18 protein-coding genes are annotated in these 20,657 nt (G+C 71.0%); 16 read left to right on the forward strand and 2 right to left on the reverse strand.

The window, feature by feature from the left end; all coding sequences use genetic code 11:
- Window positions 1–36: 36 nt before the first annotated feature.
- Window positions 37–927 (reverse strand): C40 family peptidase, encoded by an 891-nt coding sequence (locus AB0398_RS18700; RefSeq protein ID WP_366376351.1) that lies wholly within the window; start codon window positions 925–927, stop codon window positions 37–39.
- A gap of 659 nt (window positions 928–1,586) precedes the next feature.
- Here AB0398_RS18700 and AB0398_RS18705 point away from each other — a divergent pair.
- The 16 genes from AB0398_RS18705 to AB0398_RS18780 all read left to right on the forward strand — a co-directional run bounded on the left by AB0398_RS18705 (window position 1,587) and on the right by AB0398_RS18780 (window position 19,295).
- Entirely contained in the window at window positions 1,587–1,946 is a 360-nt protein-coding gene (locus tag AB0398_RS18705) for an NADH-quinone oxidoreductase subunit A (protein ID WP_019888619.1), read from the forward strand.
- Window positions 1,947–1,964: 18 nt separating this feature from the next.
- A complete protein-coding gene (locus AB0398_RS18710; protein WP_366376353.1) occupies window positions 1,965–2,519 on the forward strand; it encodes an NADH-quinone oxidoreductase subunit B family protein in 555 nt (184 codons plus the stop codon).
- The gene (locus tag AB0398_RS18715) at window positions 2,516–3,247 is read left to right on the forward strand and encodes an NADH-quinone oxidoreductase subunit C (protein ID WP_366376355.1); all 732 of its coding nucleotides are present in this window, start codon (window positions 2,516–2,518) and stop codon (window positions 3,245–3,247) included. The genes AB0398_RS18710 and AB0398_RS18715 overlap by 4 nt, the downstream gene beginning before the upstream one ends.
- Window positions 3,244–4,566, forward strand: coding sequence for an NADH-quinone oxidoreductase subunit D (locus AB0398_RS18720; protein ID WP_366376357.1), 1,323 nt, complete (start codon window positions 3,244–3,246; stop codon window positions 4,564–4,566). Before AB0398_RS18715 ends, AB0398_RS18720 begins: the two co-directional genes overlap by 4 nt.
- Window positions 4,563–5,303: an NADH-quinone oxidoreductase subunit NuoE gene (nuoE, locus tag AB0398_RS18725; RefSeq protein WP_366376359.1), complete on the forward strand. Its 741-nt coding sequence runs from the start codon at window positions 4,563–4,565 to the stop codon at window positions 5,301–5,303. The genes AB0398_RS18720 and nuoE overlap by 4 nt, the downstream gene beginning before the upstream one ends.
- A complete protein-coding gene (gene nuoF / locus AB0398_RS18730; protein ID WP_366376360.1) occupies window positions 5,300–6,652 on the forward strand; it encodes an NADH-quinone oxidoreductase subunit NuoF in 1,353 nt (450 codons plus the stop codon). Before nuoE ends, nuoF begins: the two co-directional genes overlap by 4 nt.
- Window positions 6,649–9,147, forward strand: coding sequence for an NADH-quinone oxidoreductase subunit G (locus AB0398_RS18735; RefSeq protein ID WP_366376362.1), 2,499 nt, complete (start codon window positions 6,649–6,651; stop codon window positions 9,145–9,147). The genes nuoF and AB0398_RS18735 overlap by 4 nt, the downstream gene beginning before the upstream one ends.
- Window positions 9,144–10,505 (forward strand): NADH-quinone oxidoreductase subunit NuoH, encoded by a 1,362-nt coding sequence (nuoH, locus tag AB0398_RS18740; protein ID WP_366376363.1) that lies wholly within the window; start codon window positions 9,144–9,146, stop codon window positions 10,503–10,505. The genes AB0398_RS18735 and nuoH overlap by 4 nt, the downstream gene beginning before the upstream one ends.
- Window positions 10,480–11,079 (forward strand): NADH-quinone oxidoreductase subunit NuoI, encoded by a 600-nt coding sequence (nuoI, locus tag AB0398_RS18745; protein ID WP_366376364.1) that lies wholly within the window; start codon window positions 10,480–10,482, stop codon window positions 11,077–11,079. Before nuoH ends, nuoI begins: the two co-directional genes overlap by 26 nt.
- Window positions 11,076–11,927, forward strand: a complete 852-nt coding sequence (locus AB0398_RS18750; RefSeq protein ID WP_366376366.1) for an NADH-quinone oxidoreductase subunit J — start codon at window positions 11,076–11,078, stop codon at window positions 11,925–11,927. The genes nuoI and AB0398_RS18750 overlap by 4 nt, the downstream gene beginning before the upstream one ends.
- Window positions 11,924–12,223 carry an NADH-quinone oxidoreductase subunit NuoK gene (gene nuoK, locus AB0398_RS18755; protein WP_030208826.1) on the forward strand — a complete coding sequence of 100 codons (300 nt, stop codon included), beginning with the start codon at window positions 11,924–11,926 and terminating at the stop codon, window positions 12,221–12,223. Before AB0398_RS18750 ends, nuoK begins: the two co-directional genes overlap by 4 nt.
- A 10-nt stretch (window positions 12,224–12,233) precedes the next feature.
- The gene (gene nuoL / locus AB0398_RS18760) at window positions 12,234–14,126 is read left to right on the forward strand and encodes an NADH-quinone oxidoreductase subunit L (RefSeq protein WP_366376368.1); all 1,893 of its coding nucleotides are present in this window, start codon (window positions 12,234–12,236) and stop codon (window positions 14,124–14,126) included.
- 5 nt (window positions 14,127–14,131) lie between these two features.
- Complete coding sequence (locus AB0398_RS18765) at window positions 14,132–15,703, forward strand: NADH-quinone oxidoreductase subunit M (RefSeq protein ID WP_366376370.1); 1,572 nt, start codon at window positions 14,132–14,134, stop codon at window positions 15,701–15,703.
- A complete protein-coding gene (nuoN, locus tag AB0398_RS18770; protein WP_366376372.1) occupies window positions 15,700–17,361 on the forward strand; it encodes an NADH-quinone oxidoreductase subunit NuoN in 1,662 nt (553 codons plus the stop codon). The genes AB0398_RS18765 and nuoN overlap by 4 nt, the downstream gene beginning before the upstream one ends.
- Window positions 17,362–17,562: 201 nt before the next feature.
- Window positions 17,563–18,429: an AraC family transcriptional regulator gene (locus AB0398_RS18775; RefSeq protein ID WP_366376373.1), complete on the forward strand. Its 867-nt coding sequence runs from the start codon at window positions 17,563–17,565 to the stop codon at window positions 18,427–18,429.
- A gap of 41 nt (window positions 18,430–18,470) precedes the next feature.
- Window positions 18,471–19,295, forward strand: a complete 825-nt coding sequence (locus AB0398_RS18780; protein WP_366376374.1) for a carbohydrate-binding protein — start codon at window positions 18,471–18,473, stop codon at window positions 19,293–19,295.
- A gap of 3 nt (window positions 19,296–19,298) precedes the next feature.
- On the opposite strand, the gene fahA is transcribed toward AB0398_RS18780, so the two are convergent.
- The gene (gene fahA, locus AB0398_RS18785; RefSeq protein WP_366376376.1) at window positions 19,299–20,525 is read right to left on the reverse strand and encodes a fumarylacetoacetase; all 1,227 of its coding nucleotides are present in this window, start codon (window positions 20,523–20,525) and stop codon (window positions 19,299–19,301) included.
- Between the last annotated feature and the right edge of the window lie 132 nt (window positions 20,526–20,657).

Raw genomic sequence — 20,657 nt, forward strand, 5'->3', positions numbered from 1 at the left:
GACGGCCCTTCCGTGTGAGTGCCCGGGCGGGAGCGCTCAGAGGATGCGCACGGCGCCCGACGGCGGGTCCCAGTCGAGGGAGCGCTCGACGACGCCGGTGGAGGAGTTCTGCGCGCCGACGTACTTGCCGCCGCCGACGTAGATGGCGACGTGGTACGAGCCGCTGCGGCTGCCCCAGTACAGGATGTCGCCCGGCTGGAGGTCGCTCAGGGAGACGGAGCTGCCCCGGCTCGACTGCTGGTACGAGATGCGGGGCAGGTCGATGCCGGCCGCGCGGTAGGCGGCCTGGACGAGGCCGGAGCAGTCCCAGGCGTTGGGGCCGGTGCTGCCGCTGATGTAGGCGTCGCCGACCTGGGCGCGGGCGAAGGCCACGATCGAGGCGGCGGAGCCGCTGGGGGCCTCCGACCGGCTGCCGCTGTCCGAGGCGCGCGAACCGCTGTCGGAGGACGACGAGGACGAGCCGCCGTCGTTCGACGAGTCCGAGGCGAGCTGGGTGCGCGTGCTGGTGCGGGAGGCGCGCTCGGCGGCCTCCGCGGCCTCCTGGCGCTCCTTCTCGGCCTTCAGGCGGGCCTTCTCGGCGCGCTCGGCCGCGGCCTTGCGGTCCGCTTCGGCCTTGGCCTTCTTGGCCTCCTGGGAGGCCTTCTGGAAGGCGGTCTGCTCCAGGCTCTGGAGGCTCTGGTCGAGGGCCTCCTGCTGGGACGCCTCGGCGGAGGCGGCGACCGCGCTCGCGAGGTTCGTGCCGACGTCGAGCGAGCCCAGGGTGGGCATTTCGATGGTCTCGGTCACCGGCTCGGCGTTCGCCGGTCCGGCGGCACCGGCCACCGCGATGGTGCCGAGGACGCCACCGGCGACTCCGGCGCGGAGCGCGAGCTTCGAAGCGCTGCGGCGGGGCTTCCGGTGGCTGGGTATGTGAGCGGTCTGGGACATGGGAACAACCGCTATCAGGGCTTGACGGTTTCCTTCAAGAAACGTGGGTTGCGCCACAGTTACGTTCGGAACCTGTGAATCCGCTTCTTTAGCGCCCTTATTGACGCCGTAACGGGCAAATCGGGCATGAGTCATCCGGGCCTTGATCAAGGGTTTTCATTGAAAAGCCCGAATTGCCCGACGCTTACCACTCCTTGACACCCTTGGCCAAGCCCCCTTCTTTTCGAACCATAGCGGTGTGATGCACCTCACGTTCGAGCTCGTGAAAACGCGCACGTGTCCACCTCCGTACGCGCGACCCCCCGACCGGGCGACGGGCGGACCCTTTATCACCCGTCCGCATCCACCGCCAATTTGCTTGTAGTGGCCAACACTTGATAGTGCGACACCCCCTTCGAGCAGCGATTTCCGGTACGGATGTCACATCTGGTGATCACCTGGGCGCTTCGCGCGACAAGATCACCGCTCATCCGACTTCATGATCCTTCGTCAGGTGGTGGAGATCACAAACTACGTGCTGCACCCCGTGTCGCAGATCACAGAGGGGCAGGCATAAGATGCGGGGCAGCCGGGCTTGTGAACTGCCTCACATGGGGGCGATCTTTCACGGCGCGGCGGTGCGGTCCAACGGTCAAGGACGACTGGAAGGAGCGAGGAGCGTGAATGCGTACGCGCCCGTCCTCGTGCTCGGTGCCCTGGGTGCGGGGTTTGCGATCTTCTCCGTGGTCATGGCCACGCTCATCGGGCCAAAGCGGTACAACAGGGCGAAACTGGAAGCGTATGAGTGCGGCATCGAGCCCACCCCCACGCCCGCCGGAGGCGGCCGCTTCCCGATCAAGTACTACCTGACGGCGATGCTCTTCATCGTCTTCGACATCGAGATCGTCTTCCTCTACCCCTGGGCCGTCACCTTCGACGCCCTGGGGCTTTTCGGGCTCGTGGAGATGTTGCTCTTCGTGCTCACCGTCTTCGTCGCCTACGCCTACGTGTGGCGGCGCGGCGGCCTGGAATGGGACTGAGGGGCTGAGGGGCACCTAATGGGACTCGAAGAGAAACTCCCGAGCGGCTTTCTGCTGACGACGGTCGAACAGGCCGCGGGCTGGGTGCGCAAGGCGTCCGTCTTCCCCGCGACCTTCGGCCTCGCCTGCTGCGCCATCGAGATGATGACCACCGGAGCCGGCCGGTACGACCTGGCCCGCTTCGGCATGGAGGTCTTCCGCGGCTCGCCGCGCCAGGCCGACCTGATGATCGTGGCCGGCCGGGTCAGCCAGAAGATGGCGCCCGTCCTGCGACAGGTCTACGACCAGATGCCCGACCCCAAGTGGGTCATCTCCATGGGCGTCTGCGCCTCCTCGGGCGGCATGTTCAACAACTACGCGATCGTCCAGGGCGTCGACCACATCGTGCCGGTCGACATCTATCTGCCCGGCTGCCCGCCGCGCCCCGAGATGCTGATCGACGCGATCCTCAAGCTCCACCAGAAGATCCAGGCCTCCAAGCTCGGCGTGAACGCCGAGGAGGCGGCGCGCGAGGCGGAGGAGGCGGCGCTCAAGGCACTGCCGACCATCGAATTGAAGGGTCTGCTCCGGTGAGCGACGAGACACCCAACCCCGAGAAGGACCTCAGCGCGCAGAACCTGCCGGGCCAGCGCGGGGACCACGGCGAGGAGGTCCGCGTCCAGCGCGGCATGTTCGGCGCCCAGAGCGGCGGCGACACCTCCGGCTACGGCGGCCTCGTCCGCTCGATCCGGCTCCCCGGCCCGGCCGCCCGCCCCTACGGCGGCTGGTTCGACGAGGTCGCCGACGAACTCGAAGGCGCCCTGGAGGAGCAGGGGCTCCTCCCCGGGAACGCGATCGAGAAGACGGTCGTCGACCGCGGCGAGCTCACCTTCCACGTCGAGCGCGAGCACCTGGTCCGCACGGCCCGCACCCTGCGCGACGACCCGGCGCTCCGCTTCGAGCTCTGTACCGGCGTCTCCGGCGTGCACTACCCGCACGACAAGGGCCGCGAGCTGCACGCCGTCTACCACCTGCGCTCGCTCACCCACGGCCGGATGATCCGCCTGGAGGTCTCGGCCCCGGACACCGACCCGAGGATCCCGTCCCTCGTCGCCGTCTACCCGACGAACGACTGGCACGAGCGCGAGACGTACGACTTCTTCGGCATCGTCTTCGACGGCCACCCCGCCCTCACCCGGATCATGATGCCGGACGACTGGCCGGGCCACCCGCAGCGCAAGGACTACCCCCTCGGCGGCATCCCCGTCGAGTACAAGGGCGCCCAGATCCCGGCTCCGGACCAGCGGAGGTCCTACTCGTGACCACTCCCCACGCGTCTCCGCGAGAGACCACCGAAGGCTCCGTCTACACGGTGACCGGCGGCGACTGGGACGAGGTCGTCCGGTCCGCCGCCAAGGCCGACGACGAGCGGATCGTCGTCAACATGGGGCCCCAGCACCCCTCCACCCACGGCGTGCTCCGCCTCATCCTGGAGATCGACGGCGAGACCGTCACCGAGGCCCGCTGCGGCATCGGCTACCTCCACACCGGCATCGAGAAGAACCTCGAATACCGGACCTGGACGCAGGGCACCACCTTCGTCACGCGCATGGACTACCTCACCTCGTTCTACAACGAGACGGCGTACTGCCTCGGCGTGGAGAAGCTCCTCGGCATCACCGACCAGATCCCGGACCGCGCCAGCGTCGTCCGCGTCCTGCTCATGGAGCTCAACCGGCTCTCCTCGCACCTGGTCTGCATCGCCACCGGCGGCATGGAGCTCGGCGCCACCACGATCATGATCTACGGCTTCCGGGACCGCGAGATGATCCTGGACCTGTACGAGCTGATCACCGGCCTGCGCATGAACCACGCGTACATCCGCCCCGGCGGCCTCGCCCAGGACCTCCCGCCCGGCGCCGTCGACGCCGTGCGCGAGTTCGTGAAGACCATGAAGAAGAACCTGCCGGAGTACGACAAGCTCGCCACCGGCAACCCCATCTTCAAGGCCCGCATGCAGGACGTCGGCTACCTCGACCTCACCGGCTGCATGGCGCTGGGCGCCACCGGACCGATCCTGCGCTCCGCGGGCCTCCCGCACGACCTGCGCAAGACCGACCCGTACTGCGGCTACGAGGACTACGACTTCGAGGTCCCCACCGCCGACAGCTGCGACTCCTACGGGCGCTTCCTCGTCCGCCTGGAGGAGATGCGCCAGTCCCTGCGGATCGTCGAGCAGTGCCTCGACCGCCTGGAGCCCGGCGAGGTCATGGTCGCCGACAAGAAGATCGCCTGGCCCGCGCAGCTCGCGCTCGGCACCGACGGACTCGGCAACTCCCTCGAACACATCAAGAAGATCATGGGCACCTCCATGGAGGCTCTGATCCACCACTTCAAGCTGGTCACCGAGGGCTTCCGGGTCCCGCCCGGCCAGGCCTACGCGGCCGTCGAGTCCCCCAAGGGCGAGCTCGGCGCGCACGTCGTCTCCGACGGCGGCACCCGCCCCTACCGGGTCCACTTCCGCGACCCGTCCTTCACCAACCTCCAGGCCATGGCGGCGATGTGCGAGGGCGGCCAGGTCGCCGACGTCATCGTCGCCGTCGCCTCCATCGACCCCGTGATGGGAGGCGTCGACCGATGACCGAGCAGATCAGCCTGGGCATGCCCCAGCTCCCCGCCCCCGGCTACCCGGCGGACGTCCGCGCCCGCCTGGAGGAGGACGCGCGGGCCGTCGTCGCCCGCTACCCGGACTCCCGCTCCGCGCTCCTGCCGCTGCTGCACCTCGTGCAGGCGGAGGAGGGCCACGTCACCCGCACCGGCATGGCGTTCTGCGCCGACGTCCTCGGCCTCACCACAGCCGAGGTCACCGCCGTCGCCACCTTCTACACCATGTACCGGCGCAAGCCCTCCGGCGACTACCAGGTCGGCGTCTGCACCAACACGCTGTGCGCGGTCATGGGCGGCGACGCGATCTTCGACGAGCTGAAGGAGCACCTCGGCGTCGGCAACGGCGAGACCACCGAGGACGGCAAGGTCACCCTCGAACACATCGAGTGCAACGCGGCCTGCGACTTCGCGCCCGTCGTGATGGTCAACTGGGAGTTCTTCGACAACCAGACCCCCGAGTCCGCCAAGAAGATGGTGGACGACCTGCGGGCCGGCCGGACCGTCGAACCCACCCGCGGCGCCCCGCTCTGCACCTTCAAGGAGACCGCCCGCATCCTCGCCGGCTTCCCCGACGAGCGCCCCGGCGCCGTCGAGGCCACCGGCGGCGCGGGCCCCGCCTCCCTCGTCGGCCTCCGACTGGCCAAGGGCGAGCAGCCGCACCGTCGAATCGTCCACCCGCGCGGTGAGACCTCCGGTCAGGAGGGGGAGTGATGACCTTGGCCACCGAGATCAACCACAGCAGCCCGGAGAAGCTCCTCGCTCCCGTCCTCTCGGCCTTCTGGGACCAGCCCGAGTCCTGGACCCTGGAGACCTACGAGCGCCACGAGGGCTACCGGGGCCTGCGCAAGGCCCTCGCGATGAGCCCCGACGACCTCATCGCGTACGTCAAGGAGTCCGGCCTCCGAGGCCGCGGCGGCGCCGGCTTCCCCACCGGCATGAAGTGGCAGTTCATCCCGCAGGGCGACGGCAAGCCGCACTACCTCGTCGTCAACGCCGACGAGTCCGAGCCCGGCACCTGCAAGGACATCCCGCTCCTCTTCGCCAACCCGCACTCCCTCATCGAGGGCATCGTGATCGCCTGCTACGCGATCCGCTCCAGCCACGCCTTCATCTACCTGCGCGGCGAGGTCGTCCCCGTCCTGCGCCGCCTCCACGAGGCCGTCCGCGAGGCCTACGCCGCCGGCTACCTCGGACAGAACGTCCTGGGCAGCGGACTCGACCTCGAACTCACCGTGCACGCCGGCGCCGGCGCGTACATCTGCGGCGAGGAGACCGCGCTCCTCGACTCGCTCGAAGGCCGCCGCGGCCAGCCCCGGCTGCGGCCCCCCTTCCCCGCGGTCGCCGGCCTCTACGCCTGCCCCACCGTGGTGAACAACGTCGAGTCCATCGCGTCCGTTCCCGCGATCCTCAACAAGGGCAAGGACTGGTTCACCTCCATGGGCAGCGAGAAGTCCCCGGGCTTCACGCTGTACTCGCTCTCCGGGCACGTCGCCTCGCCCGGCCAGTACGAGGCCCCGCTCGGCATCACCCTGCGCCAGCTCCTCGACATGAGCGGCGGGATGCGCCCCGGCCACCGCCTCAAGTTCTGGACCCCCGGCGGCTCCTCCACCCCGATGTTCACCGACGAGCACCTCGACGTGCCCCTCGACTACGAGGGCGTCGGCGCCGCCGGCTCCATGCTCGGCACCAAGGCGCTCCAGTGCTTCGACGAGACCACCTGCGTGGTCCGGGCCGTCACCCGCTGGACCGAGTTCTACGCCCACGAGTCCTGCGGCAAGTGCACACCGTGCCGCGAGGGCACGTACTGGCTCGTCCAGCTCCTGCGCGACATCGAGGCAGGCAAGGGCGCCATGTCCGACCTCGACAAGCTCAACGACATCGCCGACAACATCAACGGCAAGTCGTTCTGCGCCCTCGGCGACGGCGCCGCCTCGCCGATCTTCTCCTCCCTCACGTACTTCCGCGAGGAGTACGAGCAGCACATCACGGGCAAGGGCTGCCCCTTCGACCCGGCCAAGTCGACCGCCTGGGCGGACAACCACAAGGAGGTGACCGCATGACCGTCACCGAGTCCGGACCGGCGGGAGGCGGCAGCCCGGCCGTGCCGCCGGAGGACCTCGTCACGCTGACCATCGACGGCATCGAGGTCTCCGTCCCCAAGGGGACCCTGGTCATCCGCGCCGCCGAACAGCTCGGCATCGAGATCCCGCGCTTCTGCGACCACCCCCTCCTCGACCCCGCCGGCGCCTGCCGCCAGTGCATCGTCGAGGTCGAGGGCCAGCGCAAGCCGATGGCCTCCTGCACCATCACGTGCACCGACGGCATGGTGGTGAAGTCGCAGCTCACCAGCCCCGTCGCCGAGAAGGCCCAGCACGGCGTGATGGAGCTGCTGCTCGTCAACCACCCGCTGGACTGCCCCGTCTGCGACAAGGGCGGCGAGTGCCCCCTCCAGAACCAGGCCATGTCCCACGGACAGGCCGAGTCCCGCTTCGAGGGCGTCAAGCGCACCTACGAGAAGCCGATCCCGATCTCCACCCAGGTCCTCCTGGACCGCGAGCGCTGCGTGCTCTGCGCCCGCTGCACCCGCTTCTCCAACCAGGTCGCGGGCGACCCGATGATCGAGCTGATCGAGCGCGGCGCGCTCCAGCAGGTCGGCACCGGCGAGGGCGACCCCTTCGAGTCGTACTTCTCCGGCAACACCATCCAGATCTGCCCGGTCGGCGCCCTCACCTCCGCCGCCTACCGCTTCCGCTCCCGCCCCTTCGACCTGGTCTCCTCGCCGTCGGTGTGCGAGCAGTGCTCCGGCGGCTGCGCCACCCGCACCGACCACCGGCGCGGCAAGGTCATGCGGCGGCTCGCCGCCGAGGACCCCGAGGTCAACGAGGAGTGGATCTGCGACAAGGGCCGCTTCGGCTTCCGGTACGCGCAGCAGCGCGACCGGCTCACCACCCCGCTCGTGCGGAACGCCGCGACCGGTGAGCTGGAGCCCGCCTCCTGGCCCGAGGCCCTGGAGGCCGCCGCCCGCGGACTCGTCCGCGGCCGCACCGGCGTCCTGGCCGGCGGCCGGCTGACCGTCGAGGACTCCTACGCGTACGCCAAGTTCGCCCGGGTCGCCCTCGACACCAACGACGTCGACTTCCGGGCCCGGGTCCACTCCGGCGAGGAGGCCGACTTCCTGGCCTCCGCCGTCGCCGGACACGGCCGGGACCTGGACGGGTCGGGCGTCACGTACACCTCGCTCGAAGCCGCCCCGGCCGTCCTCCTCGTCGGCCTGGAGTCCGAGGAGGAGGCCCCCGGCGTCTTCCTGCGGCTGCGCAAGGCCTGGCGCAAGCACGGCCAGAAGACCTACGCCGTCGCCGCGTTCGCCACCCGGGGCCTGGAGAAGACCGGCGGCACCCTGCTGCCCGCCGCCCCCGGCACCGAGACCGAGTGGCTCGACGCCCTCACCTCCCGGGTCGGCCTCACCGGCGACGGACTCGCCGCCGCCGAGGCCCTCCGCCAGGAGGGCGCCGTCCTCGCCGTCGGCGAGCGCCTCGCGGGCGTGCCCGGCGCGCTCACCGCCGCCCTGCGCGCCGCCACCGCCACCGGCGCCCGGCTCGTCTGGATCCCGCGCCGCTCCGGCGAACGCGGCGCCGTCGAGGCCGGCGCGCTCCCGGCGCTCCTCCCCGGCGGCCGGCCCGCGACCCACCCCCGCGCCCGCGAGGAGGTCGCCGCCGTCTGGGGCGTCCGCGCCCTCCCCGCCCGCTACGGCCGCGACACCGGCCAGATCGTCGAGGCCGCCGCCACCGGCGAACTCGCCGCCCTGCTCGTCGGCGGCGTCGAGGTCGCCGACCTGCCGGACCCGGCACGCGCGCGCGAGGCGCTCGACGCGGCCTTCGTGGTCTCCCTGGAGCTGCGGCCCGGCGAGGTCACCGACCGCGCCGACGTCGTCCTGCCGGTCGCCGCCGTCGCCGAGAAGTCCGGCACCTTCCTGAACTGGGAGGGCCGGGCCCGGATGTTCGAGGCCGCGCTCAAGCCGGAGCAGATGACCCGGCCGCTCGCCCCGACCGACGCCCGCGTCCTGCACATGCTGGCCGACGCCCTCGACGTCCACCTGGCCCTGCCCGACCTCAGGGCCGTACGCCGGGAGCTGGACCGGCTCGGCGGCCGGCACCACGAGCGGGCCACCGAGCCCGCCGAGCCCGGCCGGCCCGCGCCCCGCACCGGCGACGGCGAGGCCGTCCTCGCCGGACACCGGCTCCTGCTCGACCTCGGACGCCTCCAGGAGGGCGACACCGCCCTCGCCGGCACCCGGCACGCGGCCGTCGCCCGGCTCTCCGCCGACACCGCCGCCGACACCGGGGTCAAGGACGGCGACCTCCTGGATGTCACCGGCCCGGCCGGCTCGGTCGCCCTCCCGCTCCTGGTCACCGAGATGCCCGACCGCGTCGTCTGGCTCCCGCTGAACTCGACCGGGCACGGCGTCCTCTCCGACACCGGCGCCCGCCCGGGCGACCTGGTCCGCATCGGCCCGGCGGCCCCGCGCCCCGCCGACGTCACGGAGGTGCAGGCATGAGCGTCCCGCTCGCCGCCGAAGACCTGTCCATGTTCGGCACGGACCCCTGGTGGCTCGTCGCGGTCAAGGCCGTCTTCTGCTTCGCCTTCCTGATGGTGACCGTGCTCTTCTCCATCGTGTGGGAGCGCAAGGTCGTCGCCTGGATGCAGCTGCGCGTCGGCCCCAACCGGCACGGCCCCTGGGGCCTCCTCCAGTCCCTCGCGGACGGCGTCAAGCTGATGCTCAAGGAGGACGTGATCGTCAAGAAGGCCGACAAGGTCGTCTACGTCCTCGCCCCGATCGTGGCCGCGATCCCCGCCTTCATGGCGATCGCCGTGATCCCCTTCGGCCCGGCGGGCAACGAGGTCTCGATCTTCGGCCACCGCACCACGATGCAGCTCACCGACCTGCCGATCGCGATGCTGTACGTCCTCGCGGTCGCCTCCGTCGGCATCTACGGCATCGTCCTGGCCGGCTGGTCCTCCGGCTCCACGTACCCGCTCCTCGGCGGACTGCGCTCCTGCGCGCAGATGATCTCCTACGAGATCGCCATGGGCGCGGCCTTCGCCTCCGTCTTCCTCTACTCCGGGTCGATGTCGACCTCGGCGATCGTCGAGGCGCAGGCGGACCGCTGGTTCGTGATCCTGCTGCCGGTCTCGTTCATCATCTACGTGATCACGATGGTCGGCGAGACCAACCGCGCCCCCTTCGACATGCCGGAGTCCGAGGGCGACCTCGTCGGCGGCTTCAACACCGAGTACTCGTCCATCAAGTTCGCGATGTTCATGCTCGCCGAGTACGTGAACATGGTGACGGTCTCGGCCGTGACGGTGACCCTCTTCCTGGGCGGCTGGCGGGCCCCGTACCCGGTCTCCACCTTCTGGGAGGGCGCGAACCACGGCTGGTGGCCGATGCTCTGGTTCGTGATCAAGGTGCAGCTGCTGCTGTTCTTCTTCATCTGGCTGCGCGGCACCCTGCCCCGCGTCCGCTACGACCAGCTGATGAAGCTCGGCTGGAAGGTCCTCATCCCGGTCTCCGTGGTCTGGCTGATGCTGGTCGCCACCGTCCGGGCGCTGCGCAACGAGAACATCGCGTTCACGAACATCGTCCTGTACGTGGCCGGGGCGGTGCTCGCCCTGCTCCTCCTCTCCTTCGTGGTCGACCTCTTCCGCGACCGGAAGGGGAAGGCGGCGGCGCCCGCCCCCGGGGACGAGCCCGCCTTCGACCCGATGGCCGGAGGCTTCCCCGTACCGCCCAAGCCCGGACAGTCCCTGCCGCCCGTGCCCCGGCGCAGGCCGCGGCACGACCGGGACCTCGTTGTCAGTGGCGCCCCCGATACTGCTACTGCGAGTGATGGAAAGGAGACGGACGGTGTCTGACTTCCAGAATCCGGTGGCCGGCTTCGGCGTGACCTTCAAGGCCATGTTCAAGAAGCGGCTGACCGAGCAGTACCCGGAGCAGCAGAAGACGACGGCGCCCCGCTTCCACGGCCGGCACCAGCTCAACCGTCACCCCGACGGCCTGGAGAAGTGCGTCGGCTGCGAGCTGTGCGCCTGGGCCTGTCCCGCCGACGCCATCTACGTGGAGGGCGCGGACAACACGGACGAGGAGCGCTACTCGCCCGGCGAGCGCTACGGCCGCGTCTACCAGATCAACTACGCCCGCTGCATCCTGTGCGGCCTGTGCATCGAGGCCTGCCCCACGCGCGCGCTGACGATGACCAACGAGTTCGAACTGGCCGACTCCTCCCGGGCGAACCTGATCTACACCAAGGAGCAGCTCCTCGCCGGCCTTCAGGAGGAGATGGTCGACACCCCGCACGCCATCTTCCCGGGCACGGACGAGCAGGACTACTACCGGGGCCTGGTCACCGGGGCCGCGCCCGGCACCGTCCGCCAGGCCGCCGTGTCCAAGGGGGAGAAGGACGACGCCGACGAGGAGGTGGACGCGTGAGCGCGCACCTCGCCCCGCTCGCCGCCGAGACCCTCGCGGCGTACGCCACCTCCACCGGCGAGGCCGTCCAGTTCTGGGTCCTCGGCACGGTCGCCGTCATCGGCGCGCTGTGCACGATCCTGATGCGCAGGGCCGTCCACTCCGCGCTCTGCCTCGCCGGAACCATGATCATTCTGGCGGTCTTCTACCTGGCCAACGGCGCGTACTTCCTCGGCGTCGTCCAGATCGTCGTCTACACCGGCGCGATCATGATGCTCTTCCTCTTCGTCGTCATGCTGGTCGGCGTCACGGCCGCGGACTCGCTGAAGGAGACGCTCAAGGGCCAGCGCTGGTGGGCCGTCGCCTGCGGCCTCGGCTTCGGCGTCCTGCTCTCCGCCGGCATCGGGAACGCCTCGATCACCGAGTTCGCCGGCCTCGGCGCCGCGAACAGCGCGCGCGGCGGAAACGTCGAGGGCCTCGCCGCCCTCATCTTCACCAAGTACGTCTTCGCCTTCGAGATCACCGGCGCGCTCCTCATCACCGCCTCCGTCGGCGCGATGGTCCTCACCCACCGCGAGCGCACCGAACGCGCCCGCACCCAGCGCGAGCTCGCCGAGCAGCGCGTGCGGGAGGGGAAGCACGTGCCGCCGCTGCCCGCGCCCGGCGTCTACGCCCGGCACAACGCCGTGGACGTCCCGGGCCTGCTGCCCGACGGCACCCCGGCGGAGCTCACCGTCATGGGGACCCTGCGCAAGCGGGGCCAGATCCGGGACGTGTCCGCCGAGGCCATGGCCGACCTCAAGGCCCTGGAGCAGCGCTCCGAGGAACGGCTCGGCCGGGACCGGGACGAAGAGGAGGCCAACCGGTGAATCCCGTCAACTACCTGTATCTCTCCGCCCTGCTGTTCACCATCGGCGCGGCCGGGGTGCTGATCCGGCGCAACGCGATCGTGGTCTTCATGTGCGTGGAGCTGATGCTCAACGCCTGCAACCTCGCGTTCGTCACCTTCTCCCGCATGCACGGCAACCTCGACGGCCAGATCGTCGCCTTCTTCACGATGGTCGTCGCCGCCGCGGAGGTCGTCGTCGGGCTCGCGATCATCGTGTCCGTCTTCCGTGCCCGCCACTCGGCCTCGGTCGACGACGCAAGCCTGATGAAGCTGTGAGGGGCTGACCGTGGAAAATCTCATCGCTCTGCTCGTCGGGGCGCCCCTGCTCGGCGCGGCCGTGCTGCTCTGCGGCGGCCGGCGGCTCGACCGGGTCGGCCACTGGATCGGCACGCTCCTCGCGGCCGTCTCCTTCGCGATCGGCCTGGCGCTCTTCGCCGACATGCTCGGCAAGGGGGCCGAGGAGCGGGCCCTGCACCAGCGGCTCTTCACCTGGATCCCCGTCGAGGGCTTCCAGGCGGACATGGCCTTCCAGCTCGACCAGCTCTCCATGACGTTCGTCCTGCTGATCAGCGGGGTCGGCACCCTCATCCACGTGTACTCCATCGGATACATGGAGCACGACGAGCGGCGCCGCCGGTTCTTCGGCTATCTGAACCTGTTCGTCGCGGCGATGCTGCTGCTCGTCCTCGCCGACAACTACCTGCTCCTGTACTTCGGCTGGGAGGGCGTCGGCCTCGCCTCGTACCTCCTCATCGGGTTCTGGCAGCACAAGCCCAGCGCGGCCACCGCCGCGAAGAAGGCGTTCCTGGTCAACCGGGTCGGTGACATCGGCCTCTCGATCGCCATCATGATCATGTTCACCACCTTCGGGACCTTCGCCTTCGGGCCGGTCCTGGAGGCGACCGGCCAGGCCTCGCAGGGGACGCTGACCGCGATCGGCCTGATGCTGCTCCTCGCGGCCTGCGGCAAGTCGGCCCAGGTGCCGCTGCAGTCCTGGCTCGGGGACGCGATGGAGGGCCCGACCCCGGTCTCGGCCCTCATCCACGCGGCCACGATGGTGACCGCCGGTGTCTATCTGATCGTCCGCTCCGCCGACATCTTCAACGCGGCCCCGGACGCGCAGCTCGTCGTCACCATCGTCGGCGCCGTCACGCTCCTGTTCGGTGCGATCGTCGGTTGCGCCAAGGACGACATCAAGAAGGCGCTGGCCGGCTCGACGATGTCGCAGATCGGCTACATGATCCTGGCGGCCGGCCTCGGCCCCATCGGCTACGTCTTCGCGATCATGCACCTGGTGACGCACGGCTTCTTCAAGGCCGGGCTCTTCCTCGGGGCCGGTTCGGTCATGCACGGCATGAACGACGAGGTCGACATGAGGAAGTACGGCGGCCTGCGGAAGTACATGCCGGTCACCTTCGTCACCTTCGGCCTCGGCTACCTCGCGATCATCGGCTTCCCCGGTTTGTCCGGCTTCTTCTCCAAGGACAAGATCATCGAGGCGGCGTTCGCGAAGGGCGGCGCCGAGGGCTGGATCCTCGGCGCGGTTACCCTGCTCGGCGCGGCCATCACCGCGTACTACATGACCCGCGTGATGCTGATGACCTTCTTCGGCGAGAAGCGCTGGCAGCCCGACGAGAACGGCAACGCGCCGCACCCGCACGAGTCGCCGAAGTCCATGCTGATCCCGATGGTGCTGCTCGCCGTCGGCTCGGTCGCCGGAGGCGCGGTCTTCGAGTTCGCCGGGTTCGTCGAGTGGCTGGAGCCGGTCACCGGCTACGAGCACGGCCACCCGCCGATCGGCGCCGCGGCCGTCACCGCCTGCACCGTCGCCGTCATGGTGATCGGCGTCGGCCTTGCCTACCTCCAGTACGGGCGCCGGCCCGTCCCGGTGGTCGCCCCGCGCGGCTCGCTGCTCACCCGGGCGGCCCGCCGCGACCTGCTCCAGGACGACTTCAACCACGCCGTCTTCGTCACGGGCGGCACGCACCTCACCCGCTCGCTCGTCTACGTCGACCACTCCCTGGTGGACGGCGTGGTCAACGGCACCGCGGCGGGCGTCGGCGGGCTCTCCGGCCGGCTGCGCAAGCTCCAGAACGGCTACGCCCGCTCGTACGCGGTCTCCATGTTCGGAGGTACGGCGGTGCTGATCGCCGCGACCCTGCTGATGAGGGCGGTGTAACTGTCATGTCCTTCCCGCTCCTTACGGTGACGGCAGCGGTGCCGGCGGTCGGTGCGATCCTGACCGCCGCCGTGCCCGCCGCCCGCCGCACCGCCGCCAAGTGGCTGGCGCTGCTCGTCTCGCTCGCCACGCTCGTCCTCGCCGGGACCGTCTTCGTACGGTTCGAGCCCGGCGGCGAGCGGTACCAGCTGACCGAGTCGTACGCCTGGATCAAGGACTTCGGGGTCCGCTACGAGCTGGGCGTGGACGGCATCGGGGTGGCGCTGATCGCGCTCACCGCGCTGCTGATCCCGTTCGTCATCCTGGCCGGCTGGCACGACGCCGACCCCCTGGAGACCTCCTCGAAGAGGTGGCGGCCGACGCAGGGCTTCTTCGCCCTGATCCTCATGGTCGAGGCGATGGTGATCCTCTCCTTCGAGGCCACCGACGTCTTCCTCTTCTACATCCTGTTCGAAGCCATGCTCATCCCGATGTACTTCCTCATCGGCGGCTTCGGCGACCGGGCCCACGCGGGCTCCGACGAGAACGCGGCGGCCCAGCGCTCCTACGCGGCCGTCAAGTTCCTCCTCTACAACCTGGTCGGCGGCCTGATCATGCTGGCCGCCGTCATCGGCCTGTACGTGGTCGCGGGGAACTTCTCGCTCACCGAGATCGCCGGGGCCCGGGCCAACGGCTCCCTGGAGATCGCCACCAGCACCGAGCGCTGGCTGTTCCTCGGCTTCTTCTTCGCCTTCGCGGTGAAGGCGCCGCTGTGGCCGCTGCACACCTGGCTGCCGAACGCGATGGGGGAGGCCACCGCCCCGGTCGCCGTCCTCATCACCGCCGTCGTCGACAAGGTCGGCACCTTCGCGATGCTCCGCTTCTGCCTCGGGCTCTTCCCCGAGGCCTCGAAGTGGGCCACGCCCGCGATCGTCGTCCTCGCCCTGATCAGCATCGTCTACGGGGCGCTCGTCGCCGTCGGCCAGCGGGACATCAAGCGCCTGGTCGCCTACGCGTCCATCTCGCACTTCGGCTTCATCATCCTGGGCATCTTCGCGATGACCAGCCAGGGCCAGTCCGGCGCCACGCTCTACATGGTCAACCACGGCATCTCGACCGCCGCCCTGATGCTGGTCGCCGGGTTCCTGATCTCCCGGCGCGGCTCGCGGCTCATCGCCGACTACGGCGGCGTGCAGAAGGTCGCGCCGGTGCTCGCCGGCACCTTCCTGATCGGCGGCCTCGCGACCCTGTCGCTGCCCGGACTCGCGCCGTTCGTCAGCGAGTTCCTGGTCCTGGTCGGCACCTACGCCCGCTACCCGGTGGCCGGCGTCGTCGCCACCACCGGCATCGTCCTCGCCGCGCTCTACACCCTCGTCCTGTACCAGCGGACGATGACCGGGCCGGTGAAGGAGGGGGTCGGCAAGCTGCCCGATCTGCGGCCGCGCGAGCTGGCCGTGGTCGTCCCGCTGATCGCCCTCCTGATCTTCCTCGGGGTGTTCCCGAAGCCGCTGACGGACGTCGTCAACCCGGCGGTGCGGCACACCATGTCCGACGTCCAGCAGAAGGACCCCCAGCCAGAAGTGGAGGCGGCCAAGTGAGCACTCCCGCTGTCGCATCCTCCGTCCACACCCTGTGGGCGACCGCCGCCGAGCCGCTGGAGAAGATCCCGGCGCCCCACATCGAGTACACGCAGCTCGCGCCCGTGCTCATCGTGGTCGGCGCCGCGGTCCTCAGCGTCCTCGTCGAGGCCTTCGTGCCCCGCAGGGGCCGCTACACCGCCCAGGTCTTCCTGAGCGTCCTCGCGCTCGCCGCCTCCTTCGCCGCCGTCGTCGGCCTGGCGGCCGGCGGCTACGGCTCCACCAAGGCCCACATCGCGGCCATGGGCGCCATCGCGGTCGACGGACCCGCCCTCTTCCTCCAGGGCACCATCCTGCTCGCGTCGATCGTGGCGGTCTTCACCTTCGCCGAGCGCAGGCTCGACCCGGCCGACCACGGCCACCGGGTCGACTCCTTCGCCGCCGAGGCCGCCGCCGTGCCCGGCAGCGACCACGAGAAGGCGGCGGTCAAGGCCGGGTTCACCACCACCGAGGTGTTCCCGTTCGCCCTCTTCGCCGTCGCGGGCATGCTGGTCTTCCCGGCGGCCAACGACCTCCTGACGCTCTTCATCGCCCTGGAGGTCTTCTCCCTCCCGCTGTACCTGCTGTGCGCCCTCGCCCGCCGCAAGCGGCTGATGTCGCAGGAGGCGGCCGTCAAGTACTTCCTGCTCGGCGCCTTCTCCTCGGCCTTCCTGCTCTTCGGGATCGCCCTGCTCTACGGCTACGCGGGCTCCGTCTCGTACGCCACGATCGCCGACGTCGTCGACGGGGCGGTCGCCTCGGTGAACCCGGCGCTCGCCGACACCATGGGGAACGACGCGCTGCTCCTCATCGGCTTCGCCATGGTCCTCATGGGCCTCCTCTTCAAGGTCGGCGCCGTGCCGTTCCACATGTGGACCCCGGACGTCTACCAGGGCGCCCCGACCCCGGTCACCGGCTTCATGGCCGCCGCGACCAAGGTCGCCGCCTTCGGCGCGCTGCTCCGCCTGCTCTACGTGGTGCTCCCGGGCCTCACCTGGGACTGGCGGCCGGTCATGTGGGGCGTCGCGATCCTCACCATGCTGGGCGGCGCGATCGTCGCCATCACCCAGACCGACATCAAGCGGCTCCTTGCGTACTCGTCCATCGCGCACGCGGGCTTCCTGCTCGCGGGCGTCATCGCCGCCACCCCCGACGGCATCTCCTCCGTCCTGTTCTACCTGGGCGCGTACTCCTTCGTGACGATCGGCGCCTTCGCCGTCGTCACCCTGGTCAGGGACGCGGGCGGCGAGGCCACCCACCTCTCCAAGTGGGCCGGTCTCGGGCGCCGTTCGCCACTCGTCGCGGCGGTCTTCGCGGTCTTCCTCCTCGCCTTCGCCGGCATCCCGCTGACCTCCGGGTTCTCCGGGAAGTTCGCGGTCTTCAAGGCGGCGGCGGAGGGCGGCGCGGGCGCCCTCGTGGTGGTCGGCGTGCTCTCCTCGGCGATCGCGGCCTTCTTCTACATCCGGGTCATCGTGCTCATGTTCTTCAGCGAGCCCAAGGCGGACGGCCCCACGGTCGCCGTCCCCTCGGCCTTCACCACCGTCGCCATCACGGCGGGCGTGGCGGTCACCCTGGTCCTCGGCCTCGCGCCGCAGTACTTCCTGGACCTGGCGAACCAGGCGAGCGTGTTCGTGCGGTAGCGCCGGACGGACGCGCACGAAGGGCCCGGCTCCTCCAGGAGCCGGGCCCTTCGGCGCACTTCACCCCCGGCGGACGCCGTGCCATCGTGGAAGCCGCCCCGAATGGTCTGTACCAGTCGTCGGAAGGGAAGCGGCACGATGCGCGGCACCACCGTCTTACCAGGCACCCCCTGCGACGCCCCGAGGCCCGGCGACCCGCCCGTGCACCGGCTCGAACTGCGGCTGCCCGACCAGGTGCCCTTCGCCGCCGGGGGGTTCGACGCGATGGGGCCGATGTCGCGGGCCGCGTACCCGCACCGGCACACCTTCTACGAGATCGTGCACGTCACCGAGGGCAGCGGCGTCCACGTGCTCGACCTGGAGCGGTACGAGGTGCGGCCGCCGCAGCTCGGGGTGATCCTGCCCGGACAGGTGCACCACTGGGAGGGCGTGCGGGGGCTCGAAGGGTCGCTCGCCCTCTTCACGCCCGAGTTCCTGGTCGGCGGGCCCGACGACGAGGAGCTGCTGCGACGGCTCGGGGAGCGGCCCTGGGCGGACCTCGACGCCGCCACCCACGAGCGCACGGCCCGGCTGATGGGCGACCTGGCCGAGGAGTACCGGCACGGGGCCGACGGGTTCGCCGGGGTGCTGCGGTCCCTGCTCCACGTCCTCCTCGTACGGGCCGTCCGGCTGCCCGGCGGCGGGGGAGGGGGAGGGGACCTGCCGCCGCCGCGCGGCCTCGCCGAGGAGTTCCTGCGGCTCGCCCGCACCGCCGGGACCGCCGGGCTCTCCGTACGGGAGTGCGCCGAGCGGATCGGGGTGACCCCCGGACACCTCACCGAGGTGGTGCGGGCGGCCACCGGCCGCACGCCCGCCGCGCTGCTGCGCCAGGAGCGGGTGCGGGAGGCGCAGCGGCTGCTCGTCGCCACCGGGCTGCCCGTGCGGCAGGTGGCCGCCCGGGTCGGGTTCGACGACGCCGCCTACTTCTGCCGGTTCTTCCGGCGGGAGGTCGGCCGCAGCCCCGGGCGCTTCCGAAAAGACCACGACCGCCGTGTTCCGTCCATCGAACCCGGTGCCGCGGGCCCCTAGGTTCGTTGCCGATCCCAGCCCCCACCCGAGGAGCCAGGCACATGGACCACGAGACCAGCACCGGGCACGTCAGCCGCAAGACCGTCCTGCGGGCCGCGCTCGCGGCCGGCATGGCGGCCCCCGCGGTGCTCATGGGCGTCCCCGCGCTCGCCCGCACCCTGACCGGCGGCGAGCAGGCGCCCGCCCTCACCCCCACGTGCGACGACGGCGACGACCCCACCCCGGAGCAGATGGAGGGCCCGTACTTCAAGCCCAACTCCCCGCTCCGCTCCAGCCTGCTGGAGTCCAACACCCCCGGCGTCCGGCTCACCGTCGGCGGGTACGTCTTCGGGCTCGCCTGCCGGCCGATATCCGGCGTCCTGCTCGACTTCTGGCAGGCCGACACCAACGGCGCCTACGACAACACCGGGTTCCGCTTCCGCGGCCACCAGTTCACCGGCGCCGACGGCTCCTTCAAGCTCACCACGATCGTGCCCGGCCTCTACCCGGGCCGCACCCGGCACCTCCACGTCAAGGTCCAGGCCCCCGGCCGCCCGGTGCTCACCACCCAGCTGTACTTCCCGGGCGAGCCCCGCAACAACACCGACACCCTCTTCGACCCGCGGCTGCTCATGACCGTGCGGGACGCGGGCGGGGCGCGCGAGGCCGCCTTCGACTTCGTCCTGAACGTGCCGCAGAACCCCGGCCCGACGCCGACGCCCACCCCGACCACCCAGCCGCCGGGGGGCAGCTGGGCGGTCGGCACCGCCTACCGGGCCGGGGACGCCGTCACCTACGGCGGGACGGGCTACGTGTGCCTCCAGGCCCACACCGCCCAGCCCGGCTGGCAGCCGCCGAACGTCCCCGCCCTCTGGCGGGCCGCCTGACGGTCAGACGGCGGGGGCGATCCGGCCCCGGACCTCGCCCAGGGCGACCCGGGTGCCGTCCGGGCCCGGCGCCCACGCCGTCAGGACGACCTCGTCGCCGTCCTCCAGGAACGTCCGCTTCCCGCCGGACAGTTCGAGCGCGTCACGGCCGTTCCAGGTCAGCTCCAGGAGCGAACCGCGCTGGTCCACCTCCGGCCCGGAGACCGTCCCGGAGCCGTACAGGTCGCCGGTGCGCAGGGACGCGCCGTTCACCGTCATGTGGGCGAGCTGCTGGGCCGCCGTCCAGTACATCGAGGAGAACGGCGGCTCGGCCACCACCTCGCCGTTGATCTCGACGGTGATCCGCAGGTCGAAGCCGCCCTGCTCCTCCTCGTCCGCGTCGTCCAGGTACGGCAGGAGCGGGAAGTCCCGCGCGGGCGGGGCGGTGCGGGCCGCGTCCAGGGCCTCCAGGGGCGTCACCCACGCCGAGACCGACGTCTGGAACGACTTGCCCAGGAACGGGCCGAGCGGCACGTACTCCCAGGCCTGCACGTCCCGCGCCGACCAGTCGTTGAGCAGCGTCAGACCGAAGACGTGCTCCCGGAAGTCGGCGAGCGGCACCGGCCGGCCCAGCTCCGACGGGGTGCCGACCAGGAAGCCGACCTCCGCCTCGATGTCCAGCTTCACCGACGGCCCGAAGACCGGGGCCGGGTCGGACGGCGCCTTGCGCTGCCCGGAGGGGCGCACGACGTCGGTGCCGGAGACCACGACCGTGCCCGCGCGTCCGTGGTAACCGATCGGCAGGTGCTTCCAGTTGGGGGTCAGCGCGTCGCCGTCGGGGCGGAAGATCCGGCCCACGTTGGTCGCGTGGTGCTCGCTCGCGTAGAAGTCGACGTAGTCCGCGACCTCGTACGGCAGGTGCAGCGTCACCGCGTCCAGCGGGTGCAGGAGCGGCTCGACGTCCGCCCGGTGCGCGGGGACCGTCACCCAGGCGGTGAGCGCCCGGCGGACGTCGCGCCAGGCGGTCCGCCCGGCGGCGAGCAGCGGGTTGAGGCTGGGCTGCGCGAGCAGCGCCGCGTAGGGGGAGCCGAGCGCGTGTGCCGCGGCCCCCGCGTCCAGCACGTACCCGCCGATCCGGACGCCGAGCCGGCGCCGGTCGGGCTCCTCGGCGGTGGAGAAGACGCCGTACGGGAGGTTGTGCGGGCCGAAGGGATCGCCCTCGGCCAGGTCGAGCGGGCTGTGCTCGGACATCGGTACCTGCCTCGCTTTCCACGGGTGTGGGGGACACGTTACGGGTCGGGCCGCCGGGCGCTGATGACATGGATCACACGGAAAGTGCGGCCTCCGTGGGCAACTGTCCGCGTTCGCTCCCTTTGGGTGCCG

The organism is Streptomyces sp. NPDC086147 (genome assembly GCF_040702165.1).
Taxonomy (GTDB): domain Bacteria; phylum Actinomycetota; class Actinomycetes; order Streptomycetales; family Streptomycetaceae; genus Streptomyces.